The organism is Streptomyces glaucus (genome assembly GCF_039533365.1).
GTDB lineage: Bacteria > Actinomycetota > Actinomycetes > Streptomycetales > Streptomycetaceae > Streptomyces > Streptomyces glaucus.
The window spans coordinates 1-11277 of sequence record NZ_BAAATK010000093.1 but is presented as its reverse complement, the minus strand read 5'-3'; the positions used below and the strand labels follow the sequence as shown (position 1 = coordinate 11277).

Here is an 11277-nt window from a genome sequence, read left to right as displayed (position 1 = left end):
TGGCCGCCGCCGCGGCGGCGGCCGGTGCGGCCCAGCCGCCGGGGTCCGCGCCCAAACCGGCCGGTACGGGGTGGACGTGGGCCGGTGTCATGCCGTCGGCCCGGTGCGGGTGCGGCGGGCCGCGCGGACGGCCAGGGCGCAGCCGGCGAGCAGCAGGACCAGCCCGGCGAGGTTCCACGCCCAGTCGTAGGGGGTGACGTCCACGCCGTAGCGGATCTGGTGCACGCGCAGCAGTTTGTGGTCCACGACGCCGTCGAAGAGCTGGAAGCCGCCCAGGCCCAGGACGAACCCGGCCCGGGCGTGGGCGGCGGCCAGGGCGCGGCGGCGGCGCAGGTCGGCGTGGAGGAAGAACCCGGCGACCAGGCCCAGCAGTTCGGCGGTGTGCAGCAGCCCGTCGGAGAGCAGGCCCGCCTTCGTGGTGGAGCGGTCGTAGAAGTGGTGCCAGCCCAGCAGCTGGTGGAAGACGATCTCGTCGACCGCGGCCATGACGGCCGCGCCGATCAGCGCGCCCACGGCCATGGATCTCCGTGGCTGCGGGCGCGGACCGGGGGCGGGGTGCGAAGGGGCTGCGTCGCTCATGCGGTTCGGATCGCCTTTCTGCCGGACACGGCCTGCCTGCCGGTCCGTCCTACCGGGTCCGGCCGCCCGCCGGTCCTCCGGTGGACGGCCGGCGCAGCGTGGCCCGCTCGGACGGGTGAACGGTGGACGCGTCGAGTACCCGGCGCGGCGGAACCAGGCGCTGTGGCCGGGGGCGCCGTCGCGCCCGCGGGGCGGGGCGCGCGCCGGTGATTGCGTGCGCGGCGGCCGGGCACCCGGATCGCACGGTGCGTGGACGGCGGAGGATTCTGGTGGCCGGGTGGTTCAGCTTCCTGCACGGGGAGGCGACCGCCGGGGACGTGCTGGCCCTGCACCGGGTGGAGGAGGTGCTGCGGCGGGCCGGCCTCGGCTACGACGTGGTGTGGAGCCCCGGATTCCGGGCGGGGGGACCGCACCTGGCGGACGTGGACCCCGGAGCCTACTCCCACCTGGTGTTCGTGTGCGGGCCGGTGCACGGGCCGCAGGTCGAGGAGTTGCACCGGCGGTTCGCGCACTGTGTGCGCGTCGCCGTCGGCACCTCCGTGATCGACCCGGGCTCCCCGGCCGTCACCGGCTTCCACCGGGTCCTGGCCCGGGACGCCGCGGGCGGCGAGCCGACGCAGGACCTGGCGGCCCGCGCCCCCGGCCTGCCCGCGCGCCCCGTCGTGGGGGTGATCCTCACCCGCGGGCAGCACGAGTACGGGCCGCGGCGGCGGCACGACGAGGTCGCCGCCGCGGTGACCCGCTGGCTGGCCGGCAAGGACTGCGCCCGGCTGGAGCTGGAGACCCGGCTCGACGCGCACGACTGGCGGCTGAGCGCGACGCCCGCGCAGCTGGAGTCGGTGCTGGCCCGGCTGGACCTGGTGGTCACCGACCGGCTGCACGGGCTGGTGCTGGCGCTGCGGGCGGGCACCCCGGCGCTGGCCGTCGACCCGGTCGCGGGCGGCGCGAAGGTGACCGCGCAGGCCCGCGCCTGCGGCTGGCCCGCGCTGGTGGCCGCCGAGCGGCTGGACGCGCGGCAGTTGGAGCACTGGTGGCGGTGGTGCCTGACCGGCGGCCGCGGGAGCGCGCGGCGGATCCGGGCCGCCTTCCGGGCGGGCACGGCGCCAGACGGGGCCGACCGGCTCGTCGAGGCGCTGGCGCCGCATCCCGCCGGTTGGCTCCCGGGCTCGCGGGGCACCCGCTCGTCCGTCCGGTCGCCCCGTGAGGAGAGACAGTGACCACCGGCCGACTCCCCGATCACGAGCAGCGCATCCTCGACCAGATCGAACGCGGGCTGCGCCGCGACCGCCGGCTCGCCCGGCGGCTGCGCACGCTCGGTCCGCCGCGGCGGCGCCGCGTGCCGATCCGCCCGGTCGGCCGCCGGCCGCGGACGGTGACGGTGACCGCCCTGCTCGCGGTGTCGGTCGCGCTGATGGTGGCCGGCATCGTCACCTCCGAACCGGGCGTGATCCTGGCGTTCGCCGCCGTGTGGCCGGTGGCGCTGTTCGCGGCGTTCCGGCTGCTGTGCCGGTGCACGGAGGGCTGAGCGTCCGCCCGCGAGGGCCCCGGGGACCCGGTCGGCAGGAGGTGATCGTCGTGCCCGGACCCGGCAGCGGGAAGTACGACGTCCGCAGGGCCCGGCTCCGCAAGGACGAGGAGAGGTCCGGGATCGGCGACCAGGACGCCGACCGGGCGGCCGGCGAGGAACTGCAGGAAGGCGGAGGACTGCGCAGCAGCGGTCCGCGGACCGAGCGCGGCCGGGGGCCCGAGGGCGAGCGCCCCGGCGGCTGACGCCGGCCGCGCGCGGCCGTGAGAACCGGGCGCGGGCGCGGCCGCGCGCGGTCAGCCGACGTAGCTGCGGGCCTTGGAGCGGCGCTGGGACGGTTCCAGCAGCCGCAGGCGCGCCTCGACCTGCGGGGGCAGCACCCGGCGTTCGCGCAGCACCCACGGCAGGGCGGCCGCCGCCTCGGCGAAGGCGCGCAGGGACGCGGCGTCGCGCGGGACCGTGCGGGCCAGGTGCAGGGTGCGGCGCAGGGCGGGACCGGCGGGGCGGCGCAGCCAGGTGAACCACAGGGTGTTGCGGATGCCGTGGGCCCGCCGGAGCGTCGGATCCCGGGCCACGGACGGCTGGTGGTGGGCCGTCAGGTGATCGGCGTACGTCAGCCACCAGCCGTCGGCCGCGAGGTCCGCGGCGAGCAGCTCCTCCTCGCCGCCCAGCCACAGCCGGGGGTGGAAGCCGCCCGCGGCGCGGAAGGCGTCGGCGCGCAGCACGGTCGCGGCGGCCAGGAAGGAGCCGAGGGCGGGGCCGGGCAGCCACGCGGGTCCGGGGATGGGCGAGTCGCGCAGCTCCTCGACGATCGGGTCCTCGGTGCCGTCCGGCTCGACGACGATGCGGGCGGTGACGGTGGCGAGGCCGGGGTGCCGGTCGAGGAGGTCGGCGGCCCCGGCGAGCGAGCCGGGCGCCCACCAGGAGTCGTCGTCGCAGAAGGCGACGTAGGGGGTGGTCACCTGGCGGACGGCCAGGTTGCGGCCGACGGCGCCCAGGTTGCGGCCGGGGCGCAGCAGCCGCACCCCGGGGTGGTGCCGGGCGACGGCGGCGGACGTGCCGTCGGTGGAGCCGTTGTCGGTGACGATCACCGGCGGCCGCTCCGGCAGCTCGGCGAGGCGGTCGAGGGTGCGCAGGAGTTCGTCGCGCCGGTTGTGGGTGATGACGACGACGGTCGTGCGGGGGTCGGTCATGCGGCCGCTCCCTCCAGCAGGCGGGCGGCCCGTTCCAGGTACGGCGGCAGGGGCCTGCGGTCGCGCAGCGCGGCGGGCAGCAGGCGCAGGACGTCGCGCAGGGCGCGCCGGGCGTGCGGGTCGTGGCGGGCCTCGGCGGCCAGGTCGCGGGTGCGGGCCAGCGCGTACGGCAGGGGCCGGCGCAGCCAGGCGGTGAGCAGGTGGTTGCGGCGGACCACGGCCGGGCGGCCGGCGCGGGGCCCGGGGTCCGGGTGGTGGTGGGCGACCACGTCGGGGCAGTGGGCGACGCCCCAGCCGCGGGCGGCGAGGTCGTAGGCGAGCAGGGTCTCCTCACCGCCGATGAACAGCAGCCGGTGGAAGCCGCCCGCGTCGAGGTAGGCGCTGCGGCGGACGATCGCGGCGCAGGCGAGGAAGCCGAGGACCTGGGTGCCGGGCAGGTCGGTGGCCGGGCCGAGGGGGGAGCCGGCGAGGACGGCGTTGAGCGGGTCCGGGGCGTCGGCGGAGCCGACCAGGGTGCGGGCGGCGAGCAGGCCGAGCCGGGGGTGCTCGTCGAACAGGCGGGCCGCCGTGGCGAGCGCGCCGGGCGCCCACCAGGAGTCGTCGTCGCTGAAGGCCACGTAGGGGGTGTCCAGCAGGCGCAGGCCGTCGGTGCGGGCCAGGGCGCCGCGGTTGCCGGGCAGGGCGAGGACGCGGACCTCGGGGAAGTCGCGGGCGAGCAGGGCGCGGGTGTCGTCGGTGGAGGCGTTGTCGGCGACCACGACGGGGGGCCGCTCCGGGAGGGCCAGCAGGTGGCGCAGGGTGACGGCGAGGCGTGCGGAGCGGTTGCGGGTGGCGATGACGACGCCGACGGCCGGGCGGTGCGCCGGATCGGCGGGCGGGCGTCGGGCGAGGGTCGACGGGCCGTTGTCCATGGGGTCCTCGGCAAGGGGTCGGTTCGCGGGCCGGCCGGGGGGCACGGCCCTGGTGAGCGGTTCGCGGGCCGGCCGTGAGGCACGGCCCGGGGCGGGCCGGTGTCCCGCCGGTGTGCCGCGGCGAGGCGCCGGGACCGGGGTGCGCCGTCACGGCCCCGGGGCGCCGGGCAGGCCGGCGAGGGCGTCCAGGACGTCGTCGGGGGTGATGCGGAGCAGGGCCGGGTCGGGGCGGCGGCCGTGCGGGTCGCCGTCCGGGCCCGGGTGCCACAGGGCGCGGTGGCGGGGGTCGGCGGGCGGGCCCCAGCGGCTGGGCGGCACCGGGCCGAAGAGGGTGACGGACGGCGCGGCGTGGGCGACGGCCAGGTGGGCGATGCCGGTGTCGCCGCTGACGACGGCGCGGGCGCCGGCGACCAGCGCGGACAGCCGGCCGTAGGGCAGGCCGCCGCCGAACACGTCCGGGCCGGGCAGGCCGGCCAGTTCGGCGAGGCGGGCCACCAGGTCGCCCTCGTCCGGTCCGCCGGTGACCACGACGCGGTGCCCCCGGGCGCGCAGGGCGTCGGCGACGGCCGCGTACCGCTCCACGGGCCAGCGGCGGGAGGGGGCGCCCGCGCCGGGGTGCAGGACGACCGCGCCGGGGGCCGGGGACGGCTCGGGCGGGCGGGGCAGCAGCAGGTCGGCGGGGTCGGCGTCGACGCCGTACGCCCGCAGCAGCCGGCACCAGCGGTCGCGCTCGTGCTCCTGCGCGTACCAGGGCGGGCCGTCGACCTCGGGTGTCCCGGGGTGCGCGAAGGCGAACAGCCGCCGCGGGCGCAGCCGCGTCAGCAGCCGGTGGCTGGGCGGCCCGTTGCCGTGCAGGTCGACGGCGACGTCCGGGGGCGGCCCGCTCCAGTCGAGGCGGGCGGGCACGGCCCGGCCGGGCGCGGAGGCGGGCAGCAGCCGGTCCGCGGCCCCGGCCGCCGCCGCGACGGGCGCCAGTGCGGCGGGGGCGGCCAGCACGATCTCGTGGTCCGGGAAGCCCCGCCGCAGGGCGCGCAGCGCGGGCACCCCGGCGAGCAGGTCGCCCAGGCCCAGGGCGCGCAGCACCAGGACGCGCGGCGGCGCGGCCGGTGTCATCGCACCCCCTCCGCCGCGCGGGCCATCAGGGCCGTGGAGGAGCGGCCGTCCAGGTACGGCAGCAGGACCGCCTGCCCGCCCCACTCCTGCAGCAGCGCGGCCTCCGGCAGGTCGGCGCCCGCGTAGTCGCCGCCCTTGACCCACACGTCGGGGCGCAGGTCGGCGAGGAGGCGTTCGGGGGTGTCCTCGTCGAAGACGGCGACCGCGTCCACGCAGGCGAGGGCGCGCAGGACGCGGACCCGGTCCGCGAGCGGGTTGACCGGGCGGCCCCCGCCCTTGCGGCGCCGCACCGACGCGTCCGAGTTGACGCACACCACCAGGCAGTCCCCGAGCCGCCGGGCGGCCTGGAGCAGCCCGACGTGACCGGCGTGCAGCAGGTCGAAGCAGCCGCCCGCGGCGACGACGGTGCCGTGCTCGGCGCGCACCCGCGCGGCCAGGGCGTACGGGTCGTCGGCGGCGGGCGGGGGCGCCGGGGTCCGGGAGTCCGCGCGGGGCAGGGCGCCCGCGCCGCCGGCGGCGACGAACGCGCTCGCCGCGCCGACCGCCCCCTCGACGGCCTCCCCCACCAGCGCCCCGTCCGCGAGCAGCCCGGCTGCCGTCGCGGCGAACCGGTCCCCGGCGCCGCAGGCGTCGCCGTGGTGCGCGGCGGGCGCGGGCACGAGCAGCGGGTGCTCCCCGTAGGACAGCAGGGCGCCGCGCGGGCCGAGGGTGACGGCGACGGCGGCCGCGCGCCACTGCCGTACGAGGGCGGCGGCGCTGTGCGCGGCGGCCCGCAGGCCCTCCCGCGGCCGGTCGCCCTGCGGGGCGAAGGCGTGCGCCTCCTTCTCGGAGGGCGTCACCAGCCGGGTGCCGGGCGCCGGCGGGCCCCCGCGCGGATGCGGGTCCCACACCAGCGGCGGGCGGGCGGCCAGGTCGTCCCGGAGGGCGTCGGCGGCGCCGCGGCCGTAGTCGGAGACCAGCAGGGCCGGGGCGCGGCGGACCGCCGCGCGGGCGGCGCCGGTGGCCTCGCGGGTGCGGCCGTCGCCGCGGTCCAGGCGGACCACGGGACGGTCCTGGGCGAGGACGCGGGTCTTCTCGGGCAGGGTTCCGGTCAGCGGCAGCGGCACCAGGTCCAGCCAGGGGTCCAGCAGGCGGCGCAGCGCGCGGCTCGCCGGGTCGTCGCCCACCCCGGTGACGAGTGTGACGTCCCGGCCGTCGCGGGCGGCGAGGTACGCGGTGAGCGCGGCGCCGCCGGGCCGGACGTGCTCGGCGCAGCCGGAGACGACCGGGACGGGCGCGTCCGGCGCGAGCCGGTCGGCGCTGCCGGCCAGGTCCCGGTCCAGCAGGGCGTCGCCGACCACGACCAGCGGGGACTTGTCAGCCATGCGCGCGGTCACCCCCGTGGCCGTCCGCCCCGCGCCGCACCCCGCGTTCCAGCGCCGCGTCGAAGGCGGCGCACACCATGTGCACCGCCACCAGGTGCAGTTCCTGCACGGTCGCCGCGGCGGGCGCCGCCACGCACAGGGCCTCGTCGCAGCCGGCCGTGAGCGGGTTGGGGGCCGGTCCGGTCAGCGCCCACACCCGCACCCCGGCGGCGCGGGCCGCGTCGGCGGCGGACAGCAGGTTGGCGCTGGCGCCGGAGGTGGACAGCAGCACCAGCACGTCGCCGGGGCGGCCGTGGGCGCGCACCTGGCGGGCGAACACCTCATGGACGCCGTAGTCGTTGGCGATGGCGGTGGTCGCGGAGGTGTCGGCGTGCAGGGCGATCGCGGAGAACGGCGGCCGGTCGTCGCGGTAGCGGCCGACGATCTCGGCGGTCAGGTGCTGGGCCTGGGCGGCGCTGCCGCCGTTGCCGGCGGCCAGCAGCCGGCCGCCGCCGGACAGCACGGACGCGAGCCGCGCGCCCCAGCGTTCGGTGATGTGCGCCGACGCCCGGAACGCGGTCAGCGCGTCCTGGAGTTCGTCGCAGTGTCCGGCCACGGGCGGATGCACGGTCATCACGCCACCTCCTTCGACAGTGCGTGGCCGGCGAGCGTCAGCCGGTAGACGCGTTCGACGCCGTCGGCGACGCGCCGCCAGGTGTAGCGGGCGAGGACCCGGGCGCGGCCGGCCGTGCCGTAGCGGCGGCGCAGCCCTTCGTCGGCGAGGAGGCCGCGGGCGGCGGCCGCGATCGCCTCGGGGTCCTGCGGCGGGACGAGCCGGCCGGTGGCGCCGTCGGCGACGGAGTCGCGGTGGCCGCCGACGTCGGTGGCCAGGACGGGCACGCCGCACGCCATGGCCTCCAGCGGCACGATGCCGAACGGCTCGTAGACCGGGGTGCACAGCACCAGGTCGGCGCTGCGCAGCAGCCCGGGCATGTCGCGCGGGTCGACGGCGCCGAGCAGCCGCACCCGGTCGGCGACGCCGGCGCGCCGGGCCAGCCGGGTGAGGCGCCGGGCCTCCGGATCGGCGTCCAGCGCGCCGGCCGGGGGGCCGCCGGCGACGAGGAGTTCGGTGTCGGGGACGCGGGCGAGCGCCTGGATCGCCTGGTCGTAGCCCTTGCGGGGGACCAGCCGGCCGCAGGCGAGCAGGCGGTGCCGCTGCCGCCGGGCGGGTGTGGCGCCGGTGTCGGCGCCGGGGTGGAAGTGCTCGGCGTCCACCCCGCAGGGCACCACGGACACCTGCCGCTCCGGCACGCCCATGCCGGCCAGTTCCCGCACCTCGTCGGTGCAGGTGGCGAGGACCCGTTCGCAGGTGCGGCCGAGCTGCCGCTCGATGCCGATCCGCTCCTGCGGGCTGGTGTCCCGCCGGCCCTGGTGGCGCCGCTTGACGGTGCCCAGCGCGTGGAAGGTCTGCACGACGGGGATGCGGTGCGGCTGCGCGCCGAGCAGGCAGGCCATGCCGGACATCCAGAAGTGGGCGTGCGCCACGTCGGGCCGCTCGCGCCGCCAGGCCCGCGCCAGGTGGGCGCCGAAGCCGGGCATGTACGGGAACAGCTCGTCCTTGGGGACGGGTTCGGTCGGTCCGGCCGTGACGTGCTCGACGACCGCGCCGCCGGGCAGCGGCACCCGGTCGGGCAGGTCGGCGAGGTCCCGGCGGGTGTAGACGGTGACGTCGTGGCCGCGCCCGGCCAGTTCCTCGGAGAGGCGGGCCACGTAGACGTTCTGGCCGCCGGCGTCGACGCCGCCGAGCGCGGCGAGCGGGCTGGCGTGCTCGGACACCATGGCGATCCTCATCGGGTCACCTCCTTGAGCAGCCGCTCCCAGTCGTTCAGGAAGCGGGACAGCCCGTAGCGGGCCAGGGCCGCCGCACGGGCCGTGTCGCCGGCCGTGCGCGCGCGCAGCGGGTCGGCCAGGAACTCCCGTACGGCGTCGGTCAGTACGTCGATGCGGTTGGTGACCACGCCGGCGCCCGGGGGCACCGCCTCGGTCACCTCGGTGGTCGCGAGCGCGACCACCGGCATGCCCAGGTGCATGGCCTCCAGCAGGGACAGGCCGAGGGAGGTCCAGCGGACGGGGTGGACGTACACACGCCGTCGGGCCAGTTCGGTGTGCAGGTCGGCCTGCACCAGCTCGTGGGAGCGGCAGTGCCGCGGGGACACGCCGATCCGGCCGGCGAGGCCGTCGGTGCCCATGCCGAACACGTCGAGCGGGGCGGCCCGGGCGAACGCGGGCAGCAGGTCCGTGCCGGTGGTGCGGCCGCGCCGCACCGGCTCGTTGACCACCACGGCCGCCCGCGGAAGCTCGCCGGTCCAGCGGTGGCCGGGGTCGACGACGCCGTGCTCGACGACCGCGGTGGGGGTGGCGCCGGCGTCCCACATCAGCCGGTTGAAGTGCGTGACGTGGACGAGGGTGACGCCGGGGACGTCGGCGGCCGGGTGCCGGGTGTCGGGCACGTCGCCGTGCGGGGCGTTGTGCTCCAGGTAGACCAGCGGCGGACGGCGGCCCAGCCACCGGTCGACGAGGGCGAGTTCGTGCGGGCGCTGCAGGACGACCACGTCGATGTCCTCGTCGCGCAGCCGCTCCGGCGGGACCTCGATCACCGACTCCGGCCAGTCCCAGGTGCGGGCGCGGCCGAGGCCGTCGGGGCCGCGGTCGGGGGTGACGGGGACGACGTAGGTGTGCGGGCCCTGCACGAAGGCCGTGGTCCACGATCCGTGCACGTGCCAGATGAGGATCCTCATGTCTCCCCCGTCAGCTTCTCGACGGCGGCGACCACGTCCGTGGCGGTGACCGTGTTCAGGCACGGGTGGCCGGGGACCGGGCAGGTGCGGGCCCTGCTGTCCGCGCAGGGCGCGTCCTGGTCGCCGAGCAGCACGTACGGCACGCCGTGGGGCCGCCAGCGTTCGGCGGGCACGACCGGCGCGAACAGCGAGACGACGGGGGTGCCGACGGCGGCGGCCAGGTGGGCCGGGGCGGTGTTGCCGGTGACGACGGCGGCGGCCCCGGCGAGGACGCCGGACAGTTCCGGTGCCTCGGTGCGGCCGCCGAGGTCGAGGCCGTGCCGGCCCGCGACGTACGCGGTCAGGTCCCGCTCGCCCGGGCCGCCGGTCACCACCACCCGGTGTCCGGCCGCGGCCAGTTCGCGCACCGCCTCCGCGCTGCGCTCCGGGCTCCAGGCGCGGGCCGGGACGCTGGCGCCGGGGTGCAGCACGACGTACGGGCCGGGGCCGGTCAGGTGGGTGGTGCCGGGCGGGGGCAGCACGCGCAGCCGGTCGTCGCCGGGGCGCGGGAAGCCGGCGGCCTCGGCCAGGTCGAGCGCGGCCTGCACCTCGTGGGCGTGCGGGGCGCGGTGGTGGCGCACGTCCAGCAGGGAGCCGGGGTAGTCCTCGCTGTCCGCGGCGATGCGGCGCACGCCGGCCAGCCGCAGCAGCAGCGCGGTGGGCAGCGGGGACTGGTGGAAGGAGGTGAGGACCAGCGCGGTGTCGGCGCCGGTGGCGGCGATCTTCCCGACGAGGCCGTCGATCTCGGCCCGGTCGACGTCCGGCGGCTGGAAGCCGGCCCAGGGGGCGTCCCAGACGAGGAGGTCGTCGACGCCGGGCAGCAGCCGGGCGGCGGGCGCGCCGCGCGGTCCGCACAGCAGGGTGACGTGCTCGGCCCGCGCGGCGACGGCGCGGACGGCGGGCCCGGCGAGCAGCACGTCCCCGAAGCTGTCCAGGCGCGTGACCAGTGCTTTCACCACGACCTCCCGCTGGGGTCGGCGGGTCCGGTTCCGCGCGGGCCGGCGGTGGCCCCGGCGCCGTCGAAGGCGTTCCCGATCGGGCCTCCGTCCCCCAGGTCCCGGCCTCGCGGCGGCTCGTCCAGCACCGCGCGGACGGCGGTCGCCAGGTCCGGTGCCACGTGCTGCGCGGCCGCCGTCTCCCGCGGGCGGGTCTGCGGGGTGGGGACGAGGATGCCGTGGGCGCCGGCCCGGCGGGCGGCCTCGACGTCGGCGCCGATGTCGCCGATCACCACGCAGTCCTCGGGCGGGGTGCGGATCCGCCCGGCGGCCCGCAGCACGAGCCCGGGTTCGGGCTTGCGGCAGCGGCAGCCGTCGCCGGGGCCGTGCGGGCAGACGGCCCACACGTCGAAGGGGCCGAGCAGCTCCTCGACGCGCCGGTTGACGCGGCGCACGTCGGCGTCGGTGAGCAGGCCGCGGGCCACGCCGGACTGGTTGGTGACGACGCCGGTGCGGATGCCCCGCGCGCGCAGCAGGGCGAGCGCCTCGCGGGCGCCCGCCACGGGCCGGACCAGTGCGGGGTCGCCGTTGTAGGGGACGTCGTGGACGAGGGTGCCGTCGCGGTCGAACAGGACGGCCCTCACCGGGCCGGTGCGGCTCATGCGGTCACCTCCCGCCAGGCGGGGGCGGCGCGGTGCCGCCACGTCCCGCTCAGCCGGTGCCAGGTCGCGGCCGGCGGGATGAGCACGCTGGTGGCCAGCATGGTCGTCACCTCGTCCCGGGTGCGCGGGCCGGGGGCGATGCGCGCCCAGGCGAACTCGGCGGTGCCGGCCGCCCAGCC

General features: G+C 78.8%; 13 protein-coding genes and 1 pseudogene. 3 read left to right on the top strand and 11 right to left on the bottom strand.

Annotation, left to right across the window (positions count from 1 at the left end; all coding sequences use genetic code 11):
* Positions 1-87: 87 nt before the first annotated feature.
* The gene (locus tag ABD363_RS31725; RefSeq protein ID WP_344609877.1) at positions 88-519 is read right to left on the bottom strand and encodes a DUF2243 domain-containing protein; all 432 of its coding nucleotides are present in this window, start codon (positions 517-519) and stop codon (positions 88-90) included.
* Between the two features lie 329 nt (positions 520-848).
* Between ABD363_RS31725 and ABD363_RS31720 the strand changes: the two genes are divergently transcribed.
* The 3 genes from ABD363_RS31720 to ABD363_RS31710 are packed head-to-tail and all read left to right on the top strand — an operon-like array spanning position 849 to position 2349.
* The gene (locus ABD363_RS31720; RefSeq protein WP_344609875.1) at positions 849-1796 is read left to right on the top strand and encodes a polysaccharide pyruvyl transferase family protein; all 948 of its coding nucleotides are present in this window, start codon (positions 849-851) and stop codon (positions 1794-1796) included.
* A complete protein-coding gene (locus ABD363_RS31715; protein WP_344609873.1) occupies positions 1793-2104 on the top strand; it encodes a DUF3040 domain-containing protein in 312 nt (103 codons plus the stop codon). The genes ABD363_RS31720 and ABD363_RS31715 overlap by 4 nt, the downstream gene beginning before the upstream one ends.
* 50 nt (positions 2105-2154) lie before the next feature.
* On the top strand, positions 2155-2349 hold the full coding sequence (locus ABD363_RS31710) for a hypothetical protein (protein ID WP_344609871.1): 195 nt from the start codon (positions 2155-2157) through the stop codon (positions 2347-2349).
* A 51-nt stretch (positions 2350-2400) separates the two neighbouring features.
* On the opposite strand, the gene ABD363_RS31705 is transcribed toward ABD363_RS31710, so the two are convergent.
* The 10 genes and pseudogenes from ABD363_RS31705 to ABD363_RS31660 form a co-directional block, all read right to left on the bottom strand.
* Complete coding sequence (locus tag ABD363_RS31705) at positions 2401-3297, bottom strand: glycosyltransferase family 2 protein (RefSeq protein ID WP_344609869.1); 897 nt, start codon at positions 3295-3297, stop codon at positions 2401-2403.
* Entirely contained in the window at positions 3294-4208 is a 915-nt protein-coding gene (locus tag ABD363_RS31700; RefSeq protein WP_344609867.1) for a glycosyltransferase family 2 protein, read from the bottom strand. The genes ABD363_RS31705 and ABD363_RS31700 overlap by 4 nt, the downstream gene beginning before the upstream one ends.
* A 147-nt stretch (positions 4209-4355) precedes the next feature.
* Positions 4356-5321, bottom strand: a complete 966-nt coding sequence (locus ABD363_RS31695) for a glycosyltransferase family 9 protein (RefSeq protein WP_344609865.1) — start codon at positions 5319-5321, stop codon at positions 4356-4358.
* On the bottom strand, positions 5318-6685 hold the full coding sequence (rfaE2, locus tag ABD363_RS31690) for a D-glycero-beta-D-manno-heptose 1-phosphate adenylyltransferase (RefSeq protein WP_344609863.1): 1368 nt from the start codon (positions 6683-6685) through the stop codon (positions 5318-5320). The genes ABD363_RS31695 and rfaE2 overlap by 4 nt, the downstream gene beginning before the upstream one ends.
* Positions 6678-7298, bottom strand: coding sequence for a D-sedoheptulose-7-phosphate isomerase (locus ABD363_RS31685; RefSeq protein ID WP_344609861.1), 621 nt, complete (start codon positions 7296-7298; stop codon positions 6678-6680). Before ABD363_RS31685 ends, rfaE2 begins: the two co-directional genes overlap by 8 nt.
* On the bottom strand, positions 7298-8515 hold the full coding sequence (locus tag ABD363_RS31680) for a glycosyltransferase (RefSeq protein WP_344609859.1): 1218 nt from the start codon (positions 8513-8515) through the stop codon (positions 7298-7300). Before ABD363_RS31680 ends, ABD363_RS31685 begins: the two co-directional genes overlap by 1 nt.
* Positions 8512-9462: a glycosyltransferase gene (locus tag ABD363_RS31675; protein ID WP_344609857.1), complete on the bottom strand. Its 951-nt coding sequence runs from the start codon at positions 9460-9462 to the stop codon at positions 8512-8514. The genes ABD363_RS31680 and ABD363_RS31675 overlap by 4 nt, the downstream gene beginning before the upstream one ends.
* Positions 9459-10457 (bottom strand): glycosyltransferase family 9 protein, encoded by a 999-nt coding sequence (locus ABD363_RS31670; protein WP_344609855.1) that lies wholly within the window; start codon positions 10455-10457, stop codon positions 9459-9461. The genes ABD363_RS31675 and ABD363_RS31670 overlap by 4 nt, the downstream gene beginning before the upstream one ends.
* Positions 10454-11098, bottom strand: a complete 645-nt coding sequence (locus ABD363_RS31665) for a D-glycero-alpha-D-manno-heptose-1,7-bisphosphate 7-phosphatase (RefSeq protein WP_344609853.1) — start codon at positions 11096-11098, stop codon at positions 10454-10456. Before ABD363_RS31665 ends, ABD363_RS31670 begins: the two co-directional genes overlap by 4 nt.
* A pseudogene (locus tag ABD363_RS31660) lies at positions 11095-11277 on the bottom strand (transferase); the annotation flags it as partial. The pseudogene ABD363_RS31660 and the gene ABD363_RS31665, both read right to left, overlap by 4 nt.

Bases quoted from the DNA above. Each gene is read 5' to 3' on its own strand.
- ABD363_RS31725 (WP_344609877.1), bottom strand. From the start codon at position 519: ATGGCCGTGGGCGCGCTGATCGGCGCGGCCGTCATGGCCGCGGTCGAC.
- ABD363_RS31705 (WP_344609869.1), bottom strand. From the start codon at position 3,297: ATGACCGACCCCCGCACGACCGTCGTCGTCATCACCCACAACCGGCGC.
- ABD363_RS31700 (WP_344609867.1), bottom strand. From the start codon at position 4,208: ATGGACAACGGCCCGTCGACCCTCGCCCGACGCCCGCCCGCCGATCCG.
- ABD363_RS31695 (WP_344609865.1), bottom strand. From the start codon at position 5,321: ATGACACCGGCCGCGCCGCCGCGCGTCCTGGTGCTGCGCGCCCTGGGC.
- rfaE2 (WP_344609863.1), bottom strand. From the start codon at position 6,685: ATGGCTGACAAGTCCCCGCTGGTCGTGGTCGGCGACGCCCTGCTGGAC.
- ABD363_RS31685 (WP_344609861.1), bottom strand. From the start codon at position 7,298: ATGACCGTGCATCCGCCCGTGGCCGGACACTGCGACGAACTCCAGGAC.
- ABD363_RS31680 (WP_344609859.1), bottom strand. From the start codon at position 8,515: ATGAGGATCGCCATGGTGTCCGAGCACGCCAGCCCGCTCGCCGCGCTC.
- ABD363_RS31675 (WP_344609857.1), bottom strand. From the start codon at position 9,462: ATGAGGATCCTCATCTGGCACGTGCACGGATCGTGGACCACGGCCTTC.
- ABD363_RS31665 (WP_344609853.1), bottom strand. From the start codon at position 11,098: ATGAGCCGCACCGGCCCGGTGAGGGCCGTCCTGTTCGACCGCGACGGC.